Raw genomic sequence first — 23,107 nt, forward strand, 5'->3', positions numbered from 1 at the left:
TTGAAAGCATAAAGATAGCCATGAAATAAATCCGCAGCTATCTTTATAAATTGTTTTTTGTTATACCTAATGTGGAATTTATCGATTAAACTGTTGGAAAGTCTATTTCTGTATTGGCTACATTATTGAAGTAGTTTGTTAAAACATTTAAGGCTACATGGCCAATAATTTCTGCAATTTCAGCATCAGAAACACCTGCATTTTTCGCTTTGTTTACATCCTCATCATTTACTAAACCGCCTTTGCTGATTAATGTTTTGGCCAATTGTAAAATAGCTTCCGTTTTCGCATCAGCAGAATTTCCTGATCTTGCCGCTTTTAAAACTGCTGGATCTGCTTTTACTAATTTTTCTCCAATAAAAGTGTGGGCTGCCAAACAGTAATCGCAAGAGTTGCTTTCTGAAGCGGCCAAAGCGATTAATTCGCCAGTTTTTGCGCTTAGTTTTCCGTGGCTCAAAGCGCCGCTTAAATTTAAATATCCTTCCAAAACCGCTGGAGAATTTCCCATTGTTCTCATCATGTTTGGTACAACGCCTAATTTTGCTTGAACTGCGTTGAATAAATCTTTAGTTTTTCCTGTTACTTCTTCTGGGTTTAAAGCTGTTAATCGTGCCATTTTATTTAATTTTTAAAGTTGTTATTTGTTGTTGTCTTTTGACATTACAAAGTTGCGACGATGGCAGATTTTAAAACATGGAGAATGTACGCTATGTGATGGATAATTTTCCCTGAGTTTTTTTTCATGAGGAATTATCTTGGCATCCCCATTTCTATAATAAAGTTTTTCAGGAGCTAATCCCGCTATCCGTTCCAATCTTTTGTGGCGAACCCCGCCACAAAAGGATTTCCACTTCTATCGGGGCTAGGGCACGCGTTTTCATAGGTGTTTTTGTTTAGCTTCGGAGAAGCGAAATATTTGTAGAAATCATATTTATTGTCGAAGATAAGCTCCAGCGGAGCGAAATGTATTTTGTACAATTTCATATATTTCGCTCCGCTGGAGCTTTTTTTGTTTACATCATTTAATTTCTATAAATATTTTACCCCGCTGGGGTATAAATAGTCATATAAAACAAAAAGAGGCTGTCCAATTGTTTTTAGGAACAGCCTCTTTTTAAAATTATATTTTAGAAAAAAATTACTTCAAAATACCTTCAACAGCCTGAATGGTCGTTGCATGATAGCCAGATTTTGCTTTGTCAAAAACCTGTTTAGCCCATGCTTTTCCTTCGGGAGTTTTAACCATTTCTTTATAAAGCATCATAACAGAACCCGTTCTGCTGATTCCAATTAAAAACTGTTCGATTGCAGGATATGCTGGTTTGTATTGATGAATTAATGCCTGCACAAACCATTGGCGCTTAATAATGAAATTGCCGTCTTTTGTGAAGTTGAATTCATTATCAATCGCTTCCATTTCTTTTGCTGTAATATCAGCAGGAAGATGGTCTATAAAATGCTGCTTTTCGGCAGTAGTTGTGATTTTTTTGCTTAATCCTGCAACGCCAGTTTCTCTCCAGCTTTTTTGGATTTTATCAATTGCGTCAAAATCAGCAGAGCTAACAGGAACAATGTTTGATGGAATTCCCGGCTTGTAGATCCAATCGTCTAATTTGATTTTGTCAGCTAGAGCTTTGTCTCCTTTGATAAGATTGTCATTTAAATATTTTACAAAATCCTCGGTTGTAATAGATTTGAAAGCATGAGAATCGAAATAGTTTTTGATAAACGGATCGAATTTATCGCGCCCAACAGCATTTTCAATAACTCTTAAAAAAGCATATCCTTTTACATAAGGGATCATGCTGATTCCATCGTCTGGATTTCTTCCTGTTAAGCTAACTTTTAATCTTGTGTCAGGACTTGTGTTCCCATATTCAGCAACATTGTCAGTTAATTCTTTGTTGGTGATAACGTTTTGCATTTCAAATTCTTTCTTCCCAAAAATGGCTTCACCAATTCTGTGTTCTACATAAGTAGTAAAACCTTCGTTTAGCCAAATATCATCCCATGTAGCATTTGTAACTAAGTTTCCGCTCCAGCTGTGGCCTAATTCATGCGCCAATAAGCTTGTAAGCGAACGATCTCCGGCAATTACTCCCGGAGTTAAAAAAGTCAAGTTTGGATTTTCCATTCCGCCATAAGGGAAACTTGGAGGCAACACCAAAACATCGTAACGTCCCCAACGATATGGTCCGTATAATTTTTCGGCAGCATCAACCATTTTGCCCAGTTCAGCAAATTCATAAGCTGATTTTTTCAGCATCGATGGTTCTGCATAGACTCCAGTTCTATTGTCAATCGCTTGAAATTCGATATCTCCAACTGCTATTGCCATTAGGTAAGACGGAATTGCTTTGTCTTGCTTAAAAGTATAAATACCAGTATCATTTTTCTTCTGCGGATTTACGGCACTCATAACGGCTAATAAATCTTTAGGAACGGTAACTTTAGCATTATAGGTAAAACGAATTCCTGGCGAATCCTGACACGGAATCCAAGTTCTTGACCAAACGCTTTCACCTTGTGAGAAAACAAAAGGTTTCTTTTTGTCTGCAGTCTGTTCTGGTTTTAGCCATTGTAATGCAACACCATCTTTAGTTGTGTTGTAGTAAATATTTACTTTGGTGGTGTTTGGCTCAATTGTAATATGAAGCGGTTTTCCGTGAAATTCTGTGGCTGCACCAAGTTCAAATTTGGTTTCTTTTTCTTCGTCACCTAAAGTTACTTTTGTAATGTTTAAAGTGTTTTCGTCAAAGATGATTTCGTTTCCTTTGCTGATGTTGTCAATTGTCCAAGATGCTTTTCCTGAAATAGTTTGTGTGTCAAAATCAACTTTGATGTCAAGATCAAGATGTTTTACAACAGCCAGTTCGGGTTTAGAGTAGCTGTGTTCGTCTGTGACTGCAGCTGTTTTTTCTGTTTGCTCTTTTTTCTGGCAGGCTATTGCGGTCAGAAATAAAGTGACAAGAATTAGTTTCTTCATTTTGTGAGATTTTGAATTTGAGGATGAAAATTAAACAAAAAATCCCGTCCCGAAAAACTTCGGGACGGGATTTAATTATAAACCTTCTCCCGAATCGTCGGGACGCTCAGGCTGACATATAGAATTACGCCAACATTGTAACTGGGCTTTCGATGTATTGTTTTAATGTTTGTAAGAACTGAGCTCCAGTTGCACCGTCAATTGTTCTGTGGTCGCAAGCTAATGATAACATCATTGTGTTTCCAACTACGATCTGACCGTTTTTAACTACTGGTTTCTCAACAATTGCACCTACAGAAAGGATAGCAGAGTTTGGCTGGTTGATGATTGAATTGAATTCAGTGATACCAAACATACCAAGGTTAGATACTGTAAAAGTACTTCCTTCCATTTCTTGTGGTCCTAATTTTTTGTTTTTAGCTCTTCCAGCAAGATCTCTTACTGAACCGCCAATTTGAGATAAACTCATAGCGTCAGTAAATTTCAATACAGGAACTACTAATCCGTCTTCAACAGCTACGGCAACACCAATGTTTACGTGGTGATTGATGATGATTGCATCTTCTTTCCAAGTAGAGTTGATTTTTGGGTGTTTTTTCAATGCTAAAGCACAAGCTTTGATTACCATATCGTTGAAAGATACTTTTGTATCTGGAACGCTGTTGATAGCAGCTCTTGCCTGCATAGCTTCGTCCATGCTTACTTCGATCACTAAGTTGTAGTGAGGCGCAGTGAATAGAGATTCGGAAAGACGTTTTGCAATGATTTTACGCATTTGAGAGTTTTTGATCTCTTCTGTGTAAACTTCACCAGCAGGAACAAATACTTTTGGTGCAGCAGGAGCAGATGCTTCTTGTTTAGCAGCAGGTGCTGAAGCAGCAGTTTGAGCCTGAGCAGATGGAGTAAAGTTCTCGATATCGCTTTTTACGATACGTCCATTTTCTCCAGATCCTTTAACTTGGCTTAATTGAATTCCTTTGTCAGAAGCGATTTTTTTAGCTAATGGTGAAGCTAAAATTCTTCCTCCGTTTGAAGTTTCAGCAACAGCTTCTGGTGCTTTTTCGGCAGCAGGAGCGGCAGCTTTTGTTTCTTCAGTAGCAGGAGCGGGAGCAGTTGCAGCGCCTCCGGCAGTAAAGTTATCAGCAATTCCAGAAATATCAGTCCCAGCAGGCCCGATGATAGCTAATAAACTGTCAACAGGAGCTGTGTTTCCTTCTTGGATTCCGATGTATAATAATGTTCCAGCATTGAAAGACTCAAACTCCATAGTAGCTTTGTCTGTTTCAATTTCTGCTAAAATATCACCTTCAGCAACAGTATCACCTACTTTTTTCAACCAGGTTGCTACTGTACCTTCAGTCATAGTATCGCTCAAACGTGGCATAGTTACAACAATAACACCTTTTGGTAATTCAGTTGCAGCTTTAGCCGGAGCAGGAGCTTCAGTTTTTGCTTCTGTAGCAGGAGTATCCGCTTTAGGAGCTTCGGCTGCAGGAGCGTCACCACCAGCTAAAAGAGCAGAAATATCTTCTCCTTCTTTACCGATGATCGCTAATAATGAATCAACCGGAGCAGTTTCTCCAGCTTGAATTCCAATATGTAAAAGAGTTCCTTCGTTAAAAGATTCGAACTCCATAGTTGCTTTGTCTGTTTCGATTTCAGCTAAGATATCGCCTTCGCTTACTTTGTCGCCTACTTTTTTAAGCCAAGTTGCTACCGTTCCTTCCGTCATAGTATCGCTCAAACGAGGCATTGTTACTTTAATTGCCATAATTCTTATAATTTATGAGGTGTAAATGGATAGTCTTCTTGTGCGTATACTACATCGTACAATTGTTGCAAGTCTGGGTATGGAGATTCTTCAGCAAATTTCGCACACTCTTCAACTAAGTCTTTAACTCTTTGGTCAATTACTTCAATTTCTTCTTCAGTAGCATATTTTTGATCCATAATTACATCAAGAACTTGAGTAATCGGGTCGATTTTTTTGTACTCTTCTACCTCTTCTTTAGAACGGTATAATTGTGCGTCAGACATAGAGTGTCCTCTGTAACGGTACGTTTTCATTTCAAGGAAAGTTGGTCCGTCACCACGGCGAGCTCTTTCGATAGCTTCGTGCATAGCTTCAGCAACTTTTACAGGATTCATTCCGTCAACAGGTCCGCAAGGCATTTCGTAACCTAAACCTAATTTCCAGATGTCAGTGTGGTTTGCAGTTCTTTCTACAGAAGTTCCCATTGCATAACCGTTGTTTTCAACGATAAATACAACTGGCAATTTCCATAACATAGCCATATTAAAAGCTTCATGAAGAGAACCTTGTCTAGCAGCTCCGTCACCAAAATAAGTCATAGTAACACCGCCAGTGTTAAAATATTTGTCTGCAAAAGCAATACCAGCTCCAACAGGAATTTGAGCACCTACAATTCCGTGCCCGCCATAAAAACCGTGTTCTTTAGAGAAAATGTGCATAGAACCTCCCATACCTTTAGAAGTTCCTGTTGCTTTTCCTAAAAGTTCTGCCATTACGTTTCTAGGATCAACTCCCATACCGATTGGCTGAACGTGGTTTCTGTAAGCAGTAATCATTTTATCTTTGGTCAAATCCATAGCGTGCAGTGCACCCGCTAATACAGCTTCCTGACCATTATATAAGTGTAGAAAACCTCTAACTTTTTGTTGGATGTATAACGCTGCAAGTTTGTCTTCAAACTTTCTCCAAAGCAGCATGTCTTCATACCACTTTAAATATACCTCTTTTGTAACTTCTTTCATCTGAATTCTTTCTTTTGCTAAAGTTGTTTGTGTTATCGATTATTGTGCCTGTAACGCAAAATAGTTTCCTCCCACAAATTTGCGCCCGAAAGGTCGGGATGCAAAAATAAGACATTACATTTAAGAACTAAAATTTAATGACTACTTTTTGGCTTTTTTTTACAAGAACTTTTTGTCGAACATCAATGGGAGCAGATTTTTTAAAGACGAAGATTTGTAAACTTCACCAATTTCTCCCATAAAATAGATTTCAATCGGAGTGTCTTGTTTTATCTCGTATTCAGCTATTGATTGTCGGCAAGATCCGCAAGGCGGAATAGGGGCAGCGGTCTGATTGGTGTCTGAAGCTGCTGTAATTGCCATTTTTAGAATTTTTGCTTCTGGGTAGGTGCTTCCTGCATAAAAAATTGCAGTTCGTTCTGCGCAAAGTCCAGACGGATAAGCCGCATTTTCTTGATTAGAACCTAAAATCACTTTTCCGTTGTCTAGAAGGAGAGCAGCGCCAACTTTAAACTTTGAATAAGGAGCGTAGGCTTTTTTTCTGATTTCTACAGCTTGATTCATCAAGTCCTGAATTTCGGCTGGAAGTTCATTTAAATTATCAAATATTGTAAATGAAGAGGTTATGTTGATTTCTTTCATTCTTTATAAGGGAAAAAAAATCCAAATTCCTAAAATGCCGGAATTTGGATTGAGTTATTTTTATTTTAAACTTTTTCTTTAATAAGTTTCGTATTTGTCTCCAAAGTTAAACGTTAAAGAGAAACGAAGCGTGTTTTCCAAAGGATTTTTTATTTTAGATGCAGAGAATAAGTATGAAACATCAATTTTCATGATGTTGTATTTAAAACCTGCTCCTAAAGAGAAAAATTGCTTGGCGCCTTTCTCTGGGCTTTCGTGATAATATCCTAAACGGAAAGCAAAAGCATCTTGATACATATATTCTCCAGCAATGCTGTAAGTTACCTCTTTCATTTCTTCTTTAAATCCGCCTGGAGCATCTCCAAAAGATTTAAAGATTCCTTGGAACCATCCGATATCATTATAGTTTCTATAGCCGATATCTGTTGCTTCTTGTTGCGAAATATCTTCAGGATCATCGTAGTCTCCGTCGCCATTTACATCTACCGGTGTTCCAATTCCTGGAGGAGTTGGAACTAAAAGTTTAGTAAGTTCAGCGCTTAAAGTAAACTTGTTGTAATCGTCAAAGATAAAATCGAATCCTCCGCCTAATCGTAAATTGGCAGGTAAGAAGTTTGAGCTTACATCGTCGTTATCGTAGCTGATTTTTGGTCCCATATTTTGAAGATTGACACCAGCTCTCCATCTTCCGTTGAAATCTTGATAAGCAATTTCTTCCGATTGGTAAAAAGCAGCAACATCAACAGCAAATGAACTTGCAGACGTAGCGTCAACTTCTTCTGAAGCAACTTTTAAATTTGAATTGATAAAACGTGCGGCAACAGCCATGGAGAATTTGTCGCTTAATTTAAGCGAATATGATCCGTCTAAGGCAAACTCGTTCGGATTTACTTCTCTAACGGCTTCATTTGGGTCTCCGGTGTATCTTAATTCAATTCCTCCAAAACCAAAATAGCGAAAACTTCCTGCAAATGCGCTTCGTTCGTTAATTTTGTTGTAATATGTAATCTGACCTAACGAAATATCATTGGCAAGATCTGTCAAATAAGGAGTGTAACTGATGGAAAGGCCTTGTGCATCTTCAGAAAATGCATACTTTGCAGGGTTCCATTGTTGAGAGAAAACGTCTGCAGAAGTAGCGACACCTTGGTCTGCCAAACCTGCTGCTCTAGCATCAGCAGCGACTAATAAAAAGGGCACTCCAGTAACAATAGGCCTTGATTCCTGAGCCTTTGAAGTGTAAATGCTAAAAATACAAATTAGTAAGAGTGATAGTTTTTTCATTTATGGGACTAGTGTTTTTGGTAGTGCAAATATATAATATTATAGGAATTATAGTATGACAAGTTTTTCGTATTTTTCTGCTTTTTTATTTGTTAAATTAGATTTTACTGTCAGTTTGTAAATATACACTCCTTTTCCGATTCTGTCACCAAAATCATCTCGTCCGTCCCATGTTATCTCTCGTGATAAAAATCCTTCAGTTGTAACGGTTTGATTTTTTGTCCAGACTACTTTTCCTGTAATAGTCATTACTTGAACCTGCACGTCTAGCGGTTCATAAGGTCTATTATGAGAAAACCAAAATTGTGTATAAGTTGAAAATGGATTTGGATAATTAAGAACGTGCGATAATGTCAGTGAATCGTCTCCTACAACCGTAAATTGAATTTCGCTCGTAACAGGATTGTTGTAAACATCCCAAGCGGTAAAACTTATGGTATGCAGTCCAGGAGCTAGATTTCGGAATGGAAACCGTAAATTTCCGTTAGTGTAATCATCTAATTTTGTCTGATAATAATCATTCAAAATATAAGGATTGCTTACGTCTCCATCTAAAATAGCGACAATATCGTGCCCGATTCCGCTTGCTGTATTAATTCCGTTTTCATCTTCTAAAAATGCTAAAAGGAATGGCGATTCGTTTGTAATTCCGCCAGATACAAAAGTTTCATCGTTCATATATAACTTCACTTTTGGACTTATATTGTCCTGAGGTGCATTTTCGTTTATTCCTCCAATTTTAATGGTGTTATTGTAGCCAGTTTGATTCTCTAACGATTCGTTTTTTTTCGAATAAAAGCTGATTCTTCCATTGTCGACAGGGATTCTGATATCTCGAGGGACAACAAAGCTAAATTCAAATTGGCCGTTGGTTACAGATGCATTTCCTCTAAAAATCGTTTCGCCAAGAGTTTTAAATTGCATCGGAGGGCTAAAACCATCATTATTTAAAGTAGTGTTTGCGATTAGCTTGTCAAAAATAGCAGTGGCCAATTCTCCATTATAATTGCTTAAAAGAGTATTGTTTTCGTCTGTGATTTCTCCTGAGATTTTAATTTTTGATAGCGATTTTAAATCAGGAATTGCTTGCGAAATCACAATATCATTCACTTTTGTTAGATTTATTCGCGGTTTCGGAATGGCAAGCATCAAAGCGGGGTCACCTATATAGAAGACAACATTGCTGGAAGAGCTCGGATTCTCATTTTTGGATATTCTTAAAGACTCCGCAATAGTATTGTATTGATTTGAGCCGTATGAGAGAAGGTTTTTGCTAATTGTTCTGTTGAATTCTTCTGCGTTTGCCTGCCCAATTTCACGAATTGTTGTCAGCATTGAAATAGCGCCTCCTTTTGGATTCCAGTAGACATATTCGCCAGCTGTGGGTCTTGTAGGGTCATCAAAACGGGAAAATTCGCAGGTAATAGTAATAAATAAAGGATATTTGTACTGATTGCTAAGGTTTTGCCCATCCGATTTCTCCCAGATTCTTTCGCTAGCTAATCCGTCCTCGCCGCCATGACCTAAATAATTAAATATTAAAGCGCCTTTTTCGAAAGCATTAAAAAAATCGGTTCTAGCTTTTGGGTATCGCGCACCCCCTGCAGAGGCCTCTTGCGTATACGCGTCTAAAAATATTTTATCGATATTGAAAAAAGGTTTCTCTGCTGCAATTTGATCTGCAAGTGCATTTTGGTTGGCTTGCAGAGTCTGGTCGCCGGGTCTGTCAGAATCGTCGCTAATGAGAACCATATTGTTTCTCCAATTTCCGTACGATTTTTTGTCGTGATATTCTAGAACTTTATTGACCATTTCTTGAGCTTGCGCATTGTCCGAAACCAGCATTCTTCCTATGGCGATATCGATGCCGGCAAGAGAAGGAATAATAACGCCTTCATTAAGATCCATCAATCCGTAAAAATCGTCAGAAGCAAATGAAGCTTCGCCTACAGTATTGCTTATTAAGGATTGGTATATAGGTATAATATTGGTATTATTCGAAATTCTGTCTTTATAATCATATGAAGCGTCTCCGAATAAATTTAAATAGCGCACTTTTTTTTCTGGAGAAGAAGCATTGTCGTAAATATATTTGACACAATTTCTAATCGCGGCAATATCTTGTTTGCCAGAAGAAAATTCTTGATAGATGTTTTCTAATGCAATAACTTTTACATTTAAATTGGAGTTTGTTCTGTGGAAGCTGGCTAATCTTTCGGCTTGTGAGACTAAAGATTTTGGAGTCACTATAATATAATCAATATCTTGAAAAGCGTTTTGGTTATTTTTAAACAAGGTTCCTTTTAAATTCTGGTTGGCAATTTTTGATTGATTTTCTTTTAAAGGAACATAGTAATCGGATGGATCTATTGCTATATATTTTCTGATCTCACCCAAAGTTGCTTTAAAGCTAAAAGAGGCTTGATTGGCATTTTCTATTTTAGATACATTATATAGGTCTGTAACATCCCAAATTTGTGTTATCGCTGATGCGTTCCCAATTGTGTAATTGGCAATTCCAGCTGTACCGCTTGCAGCGTTGTATTGAAAATGAAATTGTTTTCCAGTTCCTAAAAGTTTTCGTTTTGCAGTTAAATTGATGTAGTCCAAATAACCTTTTGATCCCGGAACGCCATTGTTATTATAGGTAAGTTTGATTTTAATATTGTCTGCTCCTGTAAATTGGGTATTTGCAGGCAGTTTTCCTGTTGTGTATTTGGTGTCCGTATTACTTATTAAAGGAGGGAAGCTTATCGTGCCTGCGCTTTGTCCGTTTGCCGTTATTGCAAAAGAAGTAGTGGTTAAGGAGGCAGAAGCTGCGCTTACCTCTATTTTTACAGGCGCAGAAGTGTCAAGGTTTGGGAAATTAAACGAAAATTCCTGTTCCTGATTGATTTCAAACGATTCTCCGAGCCATTGACGTCCTAGGTGTACGATGTTTGTTTGGTCAATTTCATGGTATTGATAGTCATCAAACGTGTTTAGTTCTAAGCTGCTGTTTGCCGATGGCTGGGTTAGCTTTTGAATTCTTTTTCCATCACCTCCTGAAGCTGTAATATAATAGTAAGATTTGGTGTCGTATAAGTTTAAGTTGGTTTGGCTTTCCGAATTCCAATTGTCAATTCCTTCGGCATAAAAAAGGATATAGTCTTCATTGTTAAAAACGCCGTCATCTTCGCCAGTTATCTGTATTGCGTTTTCTGTTAAATCATTAGGGTAATACGCGTTATTGGCTAGAGGGAGCATTCTCCCGCCGTTTCCATAGATTTTTATTCTTCGAGGATCGACTTTAGAAACATCAAACCCAAGACTTTGCAAAAATGATCTGTTGATTCTGTAAACGCCCGATTTCTGGATATAAAACCGATACCAGTCTCCAGAGGCTAGGACAGAATTTACAATCGCGGCCGATTTTTGAAAAGTAGAAGATGCTGTTCGCGCGCTTGTGTTGCTGAAAAAGTAGGAAAACGATTTTATGCGTTTGTAGCTATTGCCTTCCTTAATTATAGGAGACAAAGAAAGAAAAGAATATTTTGTGTCTCTTGCGTTTGTAACTATTACCGATTCGTTTGGTTTTTCGGGGATATTTTCAGGTGCTAAATCGCCTAAATCTGCTCTCGAAATCGACTCATAAATCACGTTGCTGATTTGTGCTGAACTGCCGCTTGAAACGCCAGATTGATTTAGGTTTTGAAGCAATGTTATGCTTTTTTTTGTAATGTCGAAGCGGAAACTGTTTCCTGTGAAGTATGGAATTATGATTTTGTCCTCGCCGTAATTTACCTCTTTTTTATTTTGCCAATCGATCGTTATAGTCCCATTTACCTGTGAAAACGAGAGGATTGGAATTAAAAAAATGTAGATAAGAAATGCTTGCTTCATCGGTTAAAAAGGCGAAATTTAATTAAAAAATAATTAGTAAGTAAAAATATAGTATTTCATGTTATAGTAATAATAAAAAGTATATTTTTGCGTTCGTAACTAAAGGTTATTTTCTGGTAAAAAACAGCTAAATAAAATTATTAGAACAGATGTTGCCAATTAAATGTTAATTATTATATTGCAGCACCTAAATTTATCACCTAAGAATGAGTATGAAAGTAAACAAAATTGTAGTCTTGCAGTTAATGATGTCAATGGTATTGATGTTGGGCACGGCTAGTTGTAGCAAAAAATCGAGTTCCACTCACGCTTCTAGAGCTACTGGCTGGGATGTAGATAGTCAGAATGGAACTGCTGCCAGAAATGCAGGTAAAAAACAGCAGGCTGGTCCTGGTTTGGTTTTTGTTGAAGGAGGTACGTTTACTATGGGTAAAGTACAGGATGATGTTATGCACGATTGGAATAACACACCAACTCAACAACACGTTCAATCATTCTATATGGATGAAACCGAAGTTACGAACGGTATGTACTTAGAATACCTAGAGTGGTTAAAGAAAGTTTTTCCACCAACAGAAGAAAATTACAAGAATATTTACGAAGGAGCATCTCCTGATACATTAGTATGGAGAAATCGTTTAGGATACAACGAAACGATGACTAACAACTATTTAAGACACCCATCTTATGCTAACTATCCTGTAGTTGGTGTAAACTGGATTCAAGCAGTTGAATTTAGTAAATGGAGAACAGACCGTGTAAACGAGGCTGTTTTAGAGAAAAACGGATATCTTAAAAAAGGAGCTAAAACAAATGATGTTAATGCTGAAAATGCATTTAATACTGAAGGATACTTAATGTCTCCTAGCACATCGCGTGGTGCAAGCGAAGAAATCGTTTTAAAGAAAAACCCAACAGGAAGAAGACCTAAAGCTGGTAAAGATGGTGTTGTTCCAGAAGAGAAAAATGTTTACGCACAACGTTCATCAGGAATTATTTTACCTGAATATAGACTTCCTACTGAAGCAGAATGGGAATATGCAGCGGCTGCAGATGTTGGACAAAGAGAATACAATATCTACAAAGGACAAAAGAAATATCCTTGGTCTGGAGATTATACACGTTCTAACAAACGTAAAAACAAAGGTGACCAATTGGCTAACTTTAAACAAGGAAATGGTGATTACGGTGGAATTGCAGGTTGGTCAGATGATGGAGCAGATATCACAAACGCTGTGAAAAGCTATGCACCAAACGATTTCGGTCTATATGATATGGCAGGAAACGTTGCAGAATGGGTAGCTGACGTTTACAGACCTATTATTGATAACGAAGCAAATGACTTCAACTATTACAGAGGTAACCAATACGCTAAAAACAAAATTGGTAAAGACGGTAAAATTGAAATTGTTACAACATCTACTATTAAGTATGATACTTTAAGCAACGGTAAAGTTATTGCAAGAAACCTTCCAGGAGAAATTGCTCAAGTGCCAGTTGACGAACAAGAGACTTATTTAAGACAAAATTTCAGTACAAGCGACAACATCAACTACAGAGATGGTGATAAGCAATCTTCTAGATTTTTTGATTTTGGTGATTCAGAGTCTGGGCCTAAAGCAGATCAGGCAATGTACAACTCTCCTAAACACAATGTTACAACTGACAGTTTAGGAAAAATGATCAGAAAATATGATAACTCTAGTAAACGTACAACTTTAATCGATGATAAAGTAAGAGTTTACAAAGGAGGATCTTGGAGAGATAGAGCTTACTGGTTAGATCCAGCTCAAAGAAGATACTTCCCTCAAGATATGGCAACTGATTACATTGGTTTCAGATGCGCAATGTCTAGAGTAGGTTCTAAATCTGAAAAAAGAAAATCTCCTAGAAACTAATATTTAGGAATTCAAAATAATAAAAATTCCAAATTCCAAAAGCTGAATATTCAGTCTGGAATTTGGAATTTTTTTATTGTTTTTTTTCTACTTTTATGATCTATTAAAAAATATATAAATGAATATTCAAGACATTCATAACTTGTTTTTACAGTGCAGTTCTTTGTCTATTGATACCAGAAAGATTGAAAAGAATTCGATGTTTTTTGCTATTAAAGGAGAGAATTTTGATGCTAATACATTTGCTAAAGAAGCATTAGATTTAGGGGCTTTATTTGTCGTTATTGACAATGAATCTTATTTTATTGACGATAGAACTATCTTAGTAAAAAACAGTCTGGAAACGCTTCAAGAATTGGCAAAATTTCATAGGGCTTATTTGGCTCTTCCAATTGTTGCTTTAACAGGCAGTAATGGAAAAACAACGACAAAAGAATTGATCAATGTTGTGCTGTCAAAAAAGTTTAAAACAAAAGCTACTATTGGCAATTTAAATAATCATATCGGGGTGCCTTTGACTCTACTTTCTTTTACAAAAGAAACAGAAGTCGGAATTGTTGAAATGGGAGCCAACCATCAAAAAGAAATTGAATTTCTGTGCCAGATTGCACAGCCAGATTTTGGATATATAACCAATTTCGGGAAAGCGCATTTAGAAGGTTTTGGAGGAGTGGAAGGTGTGATTGCAGGTAAAAGCGAAATGTATCAATATCTTGCGGCAAACCAAAAAACGGTTTTTGTAAATCTGGAAGACCCAATTCAGATTGAAAAATCGAAAGGGATTAAATCATTTACTTTTGGAGTAAAAAAGGAAAAAGCAGATTTAAATATTCAGAATATTACGGCAAATCCTTTTGTTGCTATTGAGTATAATGATTTTGCCATAGAGTCGCATCTGATTGGACTTTACAATGCTAATAATATCAATGCAGCTGCTGCAATTGGAAAATACTTTGATGTAAAAGAAAGCGATATAAAAAGCGCTATTGAAAATTATATCCCAGCAAATAATAGGTCTCAAATGATGCAGAAAGGCTCAAACGAGATTATTTTAGATGCTTATAATGCTAACCCAAGCAGTATGGCTGTCGCTATTGCGAATTTCCTGCAATTGGACAAGAAAAACAAAATTATGATTCTTGGAGATATGTTCGAATTGGGAGATGAAAGTCTTCAGGAGCATAAAGCTATAGTCGATTCATTAGCCAATCAAAAAGATGCTTTATGTTTTCTCATTGGAAAATCTTTTTTTGCCAATAAAATTTCGAATGAACATATTCAGTTTTTTGAGACATTTGATGCTTTTGCCGAATTTCTAAAAGCCTTCAAGTTTGATTCAAATATGATATTAATAAAAGGTTCGCGAGGCATGGCCTTAGAGCGAACACTAGATTATATTTAAAAAAGAAGCCATTCACTACTGAATGGCTTCTTCTTTTAAATGCTCATTAAAAATCCGATTAGATTTTCTTTTTTGTTCAGTCCTAGTTTTTTCCTTAAACGATAACGGGCCAATTCGACTCCGCCTGTAGAAATATTCATAATTTCTGCTATTTCTTTCGTCGACATATTCATTAATAGATAAGTGGATAAATCTAATTCTCTTGGAGAAATAGTTGGGTATTGTCCTTTTAAACGCTTTAAAAACTCAAAATGAACGTTTTTAATGTGTTTTTCGAGGTCTTTCCAGCTCTTATCTGTGTTTACTTCTTTTACAATGCTTTTGTGCAGTTTGCTAAACTCTGCCTTAGTGGTTTCGTCTAGAATTCCAGTATCAATGTCTTTCAGTTTATGAATGATTCCATTTAAGACTTTGTTCTTTTTTACAACTTGCAAAGAGTTGTTTACGAGTTCTTTATCTTTTGCTAAGATTTTAATTTGGAGCTTGTCGTTTTTCAGTTTTTCAATTTCCTTTTCCAAATCATGCTGTTCATGCCTGATTTTAGATTCTTTTTCAAGGTATAATCTTCTTTGTTCTATAGTTTCGTAATACCTATTTTTTCTAATTTTCAGTTTGATTCTAACAGAGATTAAATAGGCGCCAAGTAAAATGAGCATCAGGTAAAATAAATAAGCCAAAAAATGTCTATACCAAGGTGGTGATACTGTAAATTCGAATTCTGTAATATTTGACTCTATGCCATAACTATTTCTAGCTTTTAATTTCATTACATAATTGCCTTCTCTTAAATTGGTATATTCCTTTATTGCTGTAGACGACCAGCCACGCCAGTTTTCTTCGAAAGGCTCTAATTTATAGGAGTACATTACGTTTTCCTGATTTTCGTATGTTGGAGACGCAAAAGTAAATTTGACACGATTATACTTGTACGGAATGCTGTATGACTCTAATTTAGTGGTCAAATTGCCCGTTAAAATAGTGTCACCAGGATTCGAAAAGCTCTCAATAAAAGCTTTTGGTTTCGTCATAAATGTGTTTGGAATCGTCGAGTTGTAATGAGCCAGACGATCTGTTAATCCTATAAAAATGTTTTGAGGATCTATAGCATTTACTGAGATGTAATTGTTTACCAGATTACCTGTCAAGTTGGAGAATATGGCTTGTTTTTTGGTAAAAGTTCCGTTTTTGTTTTTTACCAAAACGCCAAGCGATTCATTAAACGCATACCAAAGGTTTCCGGCAGGGTCTTCAATTAAGGTGTTAATAGTCGGAATTCCATTAAATAAGTTTGTGATTTTTTTATCTTCAAAAAAGGCTTCTTGCTCAACAGAATATCTGTAGAAATGATTTTTTACTTGAAAATAAACTTTATTGTTGATGCTTTGAAGACTGTTTATTCCCTTAAATTTTTCTGATATGTTAACGTGTTTTTTGATGAAATCAAATCTTTGCAAATCTTCAGACAGTTTTACTTGATACAGAAAAGGATTTTTCTTGAGCCATAAGTAGTTTGCGTCTATTTCTACAGAAAAATTGTTGGTTGTTTCGTCAAATCCTTTTACTTGATGCAGATAATCATATCCAGTAGCAGATCGTTTGAAAACCGAAAATCCGTTATAGCTTTCACCTATGATATAGTTTTCATGCTCTGGAATCTTTTTAAACCCGAAATAACCTTTATTGTCAAGTATTTTTGATACCCTGTTGTTTTCAATAATTAATGCCCCGCTATTGCTGGCGCAAATTAATACATTGTTTAAAACCTGAATATTCCAAACTTGCGAAATTGTTCCTTCAACTCTAGTAAAAGGGCTGTCTTTAAATGAACTGCCCCATGTGTGGTAGAATAGCCCTTGGTTGGTGGCTACATAAAGATTTCCGTTATATGTTGTTGAGGCATATACTGTACCTATATTATAGCTGTAATCAAAGTAGGAGAAAGGTGAGTTTTCATTTATGAAAGTGATACCATTATCAAGTCCAAGCCAGATATTGCTTTTCTTGTCAACAAATGATGCTAATATAGTATTGTTCTGGATTCCTTTTTGACGGTTTAAATGCTGAATTATTTTTCCATTTAAATCACATATAATGGCTCCGTCTAATACCGAATTAAGTATGATAAACTTGTTTTTGATGATAGATCCCCCAAGAGAAGTGTTTTTCTTAATAAATTCGTTGGCTTCTGTTGCCCACGGTTTTATAATGCCGTTTTCTGATACAAAAAGACCTTTTTCTAAGGTGGCGTATAATAATTTGTTATTTGGCAATGGAAAGAGAGACCATATCTCTTTGTCATTAAAAACAGTGGTGCCTTTTATTGCCGTAAGTTTTCTGTTTTTGTATTCAAGCACGCCTAAGGTTTTATCTTGAAAATACAGTCGGTTGTTCACCAAAAACGAAAATTGAAATTTATGAGGAGCAGTTAGAGTAGTTACTTTTTCATTTTTTAGAAAAAACACTTTGCTAAAAGACTGAAAAATGACTTCGCCATTAAAAATGTGAATTCTCCAGATCAGATTAATGTTTTCTTTGTCTATTGGGCTTAATAGATTGTATAAAGAGTGGTATTTTAAAATTCCTTTTTCGTCATATTTGAAATACCCAAATTCGTTATTGCCGCCTACAAATATCCTTCCTAAAGCGTCAATTTTCAAGCTTCTGATCTCCGATTTGTTTGGTAAGGAGTATTTATGCCAGTTTGATCCGTCAAATTGGATCAGACCGCTATTGTTTGCAAAATAGATGTTTCCGTTTTTGTCCTGATCAATGCTCCAGTTTTGAGTGCCACCTTTATACTCTGATCGTTTATAATTTTTTATATCTGGAATTCCGATGTTTTTTACTTGTGAAAGGCTTTTAAATTGTAAGAAAAATAGTGAAATTAGGGTAAAAGATCTGACTATTGATTTCATAAAATTTTAAATATATTTTTATTATAAATGCTTTATTTTAAGTTTAAATTGTTGATTTATCAATCAGAATAAATCTCGTTTTTTAAATTATTTTTAATTTATAACGCATTGGTTACTGTTAAACTAATGTAATATACGTTTTTTTTAATTAACATTTTTGTAACATTTTTTTTTCAAAACTAAAATACTGTAAATTAATTTATTATAAAATAAATGTTGTGTTTTTGTAGTGTGTTAAAATTTAATTTGAAGTGTTTTTGTAAAGAAATTTAATCTAATACTTATTAAAATTTAACATTATAATTGCATCAAATTACTAATTAATTAACCAAAATTTTTAGAAAAATGAAATTGACAAAATTATTGATTTTTTGTGTTTCGTCTTTACTGTTTTCGGTTGTTGCATTTGCTCAGGATGTGACAATAAATGGAATCATTAATGATGAAAGTGGATTGCCCGTCCCAGGAGCGACGGTTTTAGTAAAGGGAACCAATAAAGCAACTGCCTCTGACTTTGATGGGAAATTTCAGATTAGTGCTCCCTCTAACGGAACTTTGACAATCAGTTTCGTTGGTTTTGAAACTGTAAACGAAGCAATAGGAGGAAAAACCAAGCTCACTATTGCTCTAAAAGCAGTATCTCAAAGTTTAAATGAAGTTGTAGTTATCGGATACGGTACACAAAAGAAAGCTTTGATTACTGGAGCCTCTACAAACTTAAAAGGGGAAACGCTGCAGGAATTGAATACTGGATCTGCAATGGAAGCCCTTCAAGGTATTGCGCCGGGTATTAGTATTACAAGAAATAGCGGTGCGCCAGGAGCTGGTACTAAAGTTGTTATTCGTGGTATTGGTACAATCGGAAATTCAAATCCTTTATACATTGTAGATGGTGTCGCTGTAGGGGATATCGATTACCTGAACCCTTCGGATATTGAATCTATTGATGTTCTAAAAGATGCGGCTTCGGCAGCAATTTATGGTTCTAGAGCAGCAAATGGGGTTGTTCTGGTAACTACGGTGAAAGGACGTAAAGGAAAACCAGCTAGAATTTCTTATGATAGTTACTTTGGAATTCAAAACATCTACAAAAATCTGGATCCTTTAAACGCGCAGGAATATATGTACATCATGGATGAAGGAAGGGTTAATGACGGGCTTGCGCCAAACGACTGGAAAAAGATGTTAACCAGCAACGATTGGTTGGAGCGTAATTATCCTGGTGCAGGAAAACAGCTTGGAGAAGATATTTGGAATAAATTGCAAAACGGCTGGACAGGAACCAATTGGATCAATGAAATGTCTAAAAAAGATGCTCCTGTAGTAAACCATGCTATTAATATTACAGGCGGATCAGAAGATATCACTTACTCTTTAGGGGTTTCTTATTTTGATCAAGACGGTATCTTGGGAGGAAATATTATAGACGCTGGATTTAAAAGATTGACTACAAGATTGAATACTCAAATGGTTTTGAAAAAAAATGAGAGCCATAACATCATTACAGTTGGAGAAAATTTGACATATACAAACATTCAAAAAAGAGACGTTTCTAGCGGCAATATTTATGGCAATGACTTGCATAATGCGATAACGCAAAATCCATTGCAGCCCGCTTATTGGCAGACTGCGATTGATAGAAATATTAACGAATTTGGATTTACTCCTACGTTAGACGGCTTAAGTACAAATCAGACCAATCCTTTGGCTGTTATGTACTACAGAAGCAATTACAATTATCCAAAAGATCATAAAATTATTGGAAATGTGTTTTTAGAAGTTGAGCCTATCTCTAATCTTAGATTTAAATCGGTTTACGGAATTGATTCCTGGTTTGGCTACAATAGAACAATGAATCCAACTTATCATTTAGGTGTGCTTTATGATGATGCAGTTGATGGGGCGACTCAGTCTCAATATTTTGGAGCTAATTCAACTTGGACGAATACAGTTGCTTATCAAAAACAATTTGGGAATCATAATATTAACGCCGTTATTGGTACTGAATTATGGAAAAGAATTGTTGAGAATAACGTCTATGGTTCAAGAAACGGTTTGACATTTCCTAATGATCCAAAATATGCTTATTTAGACAATACAAAAAGCCCAGGTTCGGTTGCAGATATCAATACATCAGGTTTTGATAAAGCAGCAGGAGGAGGCGCTGTTATGTCGTATTTTGCTCGTGCACAGTATGATTATAAAGAAAAATACCTGCTTTCAGCTATTATTCGTCGTGACGGATCTTCTAACTTTGGCGATGGTCATAAGTACGGTAATTTTCCATCAGTATCTGCGGGTTGGGTTATTACCAAAGAAGATTTTATGGCCAGTACATCAAAATATCTTGATTTCTTGAAGTTAAGAGCTAGCTGGGGTCAGAATGGTAATCAGTACACAGATTATGCTTTCTACTACTCTTCAAATATAAAATATGCCTTCCCAGGTTACTTTTTTGGAGACACCAAACCGGTTTCTGGCCAGACTGCCTATCCGGCAAAAGTGACTAACGCAGATGTTACTTGGGAAACTTCTGAACAGTTAGATTTCGGATTAGATGCAAGTTTATTCAATTCTAGATTAGGAATCACATTTGACTGGTATAAGAAAAAAACTAAAGACTGGCTTGTTTTAGCTGAATTGCCTGGAACTGCAGGTGCTGATTATCCTTATAAAAATGGTGGAGATATTGAAAATAAAGGAGTTGAATTTTCTGTAAGCTGGAAAGATAAAGTAGGCGATTTTAAATACGGTTTAACTGTGAGTGGCGCCTTTAATAAAAATGAAGTTACAAGAATTGCTAACGCAAACGGTATAATTAATGGGCCTACTAATGTCTTATCGCAAGGAACATCCGAAATTTCAAGAGCGCAAGTAGGTTATCCGATAGGAGCTTTCTATGGCTTTAAAACAGCTGGAATTTTACAGAATCAGCAAGAAGTTGATGCTTACGTAGGACCTACTGGTCAGCCTTATTTTAATGATCAGCGCCCTGGGGATGTTCGTTTTGTGGATCAAAATAATGACGGAGTAATTGATGAAAAAGATAAAGTGATTTTAGGAGATCCAAATGCAAACTTCCAATTGGGTATCCAATTAAACCTTGAGTACAAAAATGTTTATCTGAATACTACAATGGCAGGTAAGTACGGAATGCAAGTGATGCAATCGTACAGATCATTTGCTGATATGCCAAAACAGAATTATACTTCAGATGTCTTTGATCGCTGGCACGGAGAAGGAACTTCAAACAAAATGCCTCGTTTAAGTTCAGTGTCAAATAGAAACTCAAATTATATTTCAGATATCTATATGCAAAATGCTGATTATCTAAGAATTAATAATTTAACTCTAGGTTACAACTTTAATGAATTATTGAAAGATTTTAAATTTATTTCAAATCTTAAATTCTACGTTGCTGTAAATAATTTGTACACATTTACAAAATATGACGGTATGGATCCAGAGGTTCGCTGGTCAGGAGATAATGATAAAGCTCCATGGGCTTCTGGAATAGATCTTGGCCTATATCCGCAATCTAGAACAGTAATGTTTGGATTAAGTGCAGATTTTTAATATTAAAACATTGACAATGAAAAAACTAAGATATATAATAGCAATCTCGGCAATTTTTGTGGCATCTAGCTGTAATGATGAGCTAGATACGGAGAACCTTTCAGAAAAGAGCTTAGATAATTTTTATAGAACTCCAACAGATATAAATGAAGCAATGGCTGGGGTTTATAATGCCATCTATACAGCAAATGTTCATAGCGAAGAACAAGTGGCGGCCAATTTGATGGATAATATGATGTTTGGCGGGGGAGGTCCTGATGATAAATCGGCTAAATGGGTTGATAATTTTGAAGACCCTGCAGAAGATACCTATCGTGATATGTGGAAACAATCTTATAATGGGATTTCGAGAGCGAATGCTATCATAGAAAAAGCATCGTTGGCAGATTTTTCTAAGTATTTTAATACGCCTCAAGAAGCAGAAGATTTTAAAAAACAGGCTGTTGGTGAAGCCTTATTTATGAGAGCTTTCTTTTACTTCAGATTGGCTAAATTCTTTGGAGGAGTGCCAATGATCATAAAATATGATGGAGATCGATTGGTAGCGAGATCAACTTATACCGAAACATTTGCGCAAATCGCATCCGATTTAAAATTGGCTATCGAAACTATGCCTGCTACGCCATTTCCAAGTATTCCGACTTCGAGATACGGTCATGCAAATAAATGGGTTGCTGAAGCATACTTAGGTCGCGTATTTTTATTTTACACTGGATACATGAGTAATATTGAAAAGAAGGCAACTACAGACTTGCCACTTGTTGGAGGCGGTTCTTTGACAGGAGCGCAAGTGGCTGCATACCTAGAGGATTGCATCAATAATAGCGGACATAAATTAGCATCTGATTTTAGAAATCTTTGGGCTTATTCTTATGTAAATAAAAGTGCAGGAAAGAATGTATTGCCTTGGGCAACAACAGAAGGCTTAGCATGGGTAGGTCAAGACGGAGTCACTCCGACATTTGGAACAGGAAACTATGAGACTATGTTTGTGCAAAGATTCTCTTTTGGTGACTGGGGCTGGGCAAATGGTAATATTTATACCAACAGATTAGCCTTGTTCAATTCGCTGCGCGGTAATTCACTAGTTCCTTTTGGAGAAGGATGGGGATGGTGTACTGTAAACCCTAAATTGTATAGCGGTTGGGATGATGCAGATCCAAGAAAACGTGGTTCTATACTAGAAGTAGGCAGAGCCGATCAAGGAACAGATGGTTATGCAAAAGACAAAGGAGATCATGAAACAGGATATTTCAATAAAAAATATACTTCGTTGCAGCATGATAATGGCAAAGGATCAAACGTAGGTATGTTTGTTCAGATGTATGCTTGGTCAAATGCAGATATGCAGTTAATGCATGCTCAGGATTTTATTTTCATGCGTTTTGCAGATGTACTATTAATGCATTCTGAAATTACAAAAACAGCAGACGGTATGAATGCGGTAAGATTGAGAGCGCACTTAGGCCCAGTTGCTTATTCTCTTGATAATATTAAAACTGAGCGTCTGCACGAATTAGCTTTTGAAGGGCTGCACTGGTTTGACCTTGTTCGTTGGGGAGATGTTGATACCGCATTTAATGATGTAATTCAAGTGAGAAACTCTGGAGTTGATGCAAATTACAGTGTCAAATACAGATCTGAAACAAAAGGTTTAGTGCCTATTCCAGAAGCAGAAGTAAGACTATTAAATGGAGTTTACAATCAGAATCCAGGTTGGTAATATTTAATAACTATTAATAATTAG

The 23,107-nt window shown here is 36.1% G+C and carries 12 protein-coding genes; 4 read left to right on the forward strand and 8 right to left on the reverse strand.

All coding sequences use genetic code 11. The features are described 5' to 3' along the window. Positions 1-85 precede the first annotated feature (85 nt). From N4T20_RS07430 to porU, 7 genes are all read right to left on the reverse strand, one after another. Positions 86-616 carry a carboxymuconolactone decarboxylase family protein gene (locus N4T20_RS07430; protein WP_260672424.1) on the reverse strand — a complete coding sequence of 177 codons (531 nt, stop codon included), beginning with the start codon at positions 614-616 and terminating at the stop codon, positions 86-88. Between the two features lie 522 nt (positions 617-1,138). Then, positions 1,139-2,986: a hydrolase/aminopeptidase gene (locus N4T20_RS07435; protein ID WP_260672425.1), complete on the reverse strand. Its 1,848-nt coding sequence runs from the start codon at positions 2,984-2,986 to the stop codon at positions 1,139-1,141. A 124-nt stretch (positions 2,987-3,110) separates the two neighbouring features. Beyond that, positions 3,111-4,757 (reverse strand): pyruvate dehydrogenase complex dihydrolipoamide acetyltransferase, encoded by a 1,647-nt coding sequence (locus N4T20_RS07440; RefSeq protein WP_260672426.1) that lies wholly within the window; start codon positions 4,755-4,757, stop codon positions 3,111-3,113. Positions 4,758-4,762: 5 nt separating this feature from the next. Beyond that, complete coding sequence (pdhA, locus tag N4T20_RS07445; RefSeq protein ID WP_260672427.1) at positions 4,763-5,761, reverse strand: pyruvate dehydrogenase (acetyl-transferring) E1 component subunit alpha; 999 nt, start codon at positions 5,759-5,761, stop codon at positions 4,763-4,765. A 159-nt stretch (positions 5,762-5,920) separates the two neighbouring features. Next, on the reverse strand, positions 5,921-6,403 hold the full coding sequence (gene cdd / locus N4T20_RS07450; RefSeq protein ID WP_260672428.1) for a cytidine deaminase: 483 nt from the start codon (positions 6,401-6,403) through the stop codon (positions 5,921-5,923). A 78-nt stretch (positions 6,404-6,481) separates the two neighbouring features. Further along, positions 6,482-7,687: a type IX secretion system outer membrane channel protein PorV gene (gene porV, locus N4T20_RS07455; RefSeq protein WP_260672429.1), complete on the reverse strand. Its 1,206-nt coding sequence runs from the start codon at positions 7,685-7,687 to the stop codon at positions 6,482-6,484. 48 nt (positions 7,688-7,735) lie between these two features. Further along, a complete protein-coding gene (gene porU / locus N4T20_RS07460; RefSeq protein WP_260672430.1) occupies positions 7,736-11,569 on the reverse strand; it encodes a type IX secretion system sortase PorU in 3,834 nt (1,277 codons plus the stop codon). Positions 11,570-11,781: 212 nt separating this feature from the next. Between porU and gldJ the strand changes: the two genes are divergently transcribed. Both gldJ and murF read left to right on the forward strand, forming a co-directional pair. After that, positions 11,782-13,467: a gliding motility lipoprotein GldJ gene (gene gldJ, locus N4T20_RS07465; RefSeq protein WP_260672431.1), complete on the forward strand. Its 1,686-nt coding sequence runs from the start codon at positions 11,782-11,784 to the stop codon at positions 13,465-13,467. A gap of 118 nt (positions 13,468-13,585) precedes the next feature. Next, positions 13,586-14,869, forward strand: a complete 1,284-nt coding sequence (gene murF, locus N4T20_RS07470) for a UDP-N-acetylmuramoyl-tripeptide--D-alanyl-D-alanine ligase (RefSeq protein ID WP_260672432.1) — start codon at positions 13,586-13,588, stop codon at positions 14,867-14,869. Positions 14,870-14,904: 35 nt separating this feature from the next. Here murF and N4T20_RS07475 read toward each other — a convergent pair whose 3' ends face one another. Next, positions 14,905-17,784, reverse strand: coding sequence for a triple tyrosine motif-containing protein (locus N4T20_RS07475; RefSeq protein WP_260672433.1), 2,880 nt, complete (start codon positions 17,782-17,784; stop codon positions 14,905-14,907). A gap of 345 nt (positions 17,785-18,129) precedes the next feature. Here N4T20_RS07475 and N4T20_RS07480 point away from each other — a divergent pair, with 345 nt between their 5' ends. Next, on the forward strand, positions 18,130-21,360 hold the full coding sequence (locus N4T20_RS07480) for a SusC/RagA family TonB-linked outer membrane protein (protein WP_260672434.1): 3,231 nt from the start codon (positions 18,130-18,132) through the stop codon (positions 21,358-21,360). A gap of 16 nt (positions 21,361-21,376) precedes the next feature. Then, positions 21,377-23,083 carry a RagB/SusD family nutrient uptake outer membrane protein gene (locus N4T20_RS07485; protein WP_260672435.1) on the forward strand — a complete coding sequence of 569 codons (1,707 nt, stop codon included), beginning with the start codon at positions 21,377-21,379 and terminating at the stop codon, positions 23,081-23,083. The last annotated feature ends 24 nt before the right edge of the window (positions 23,084-23,107 follow it).

Source organism: Flavobacterium sp. TR2 (assembly GCF_025252405.1).
Classification (GTDB): Bacteria; Bacteroidota; Bacteroidia; order Flavobacteriales; family Flavobacteriaceae; genus Flavobacterium.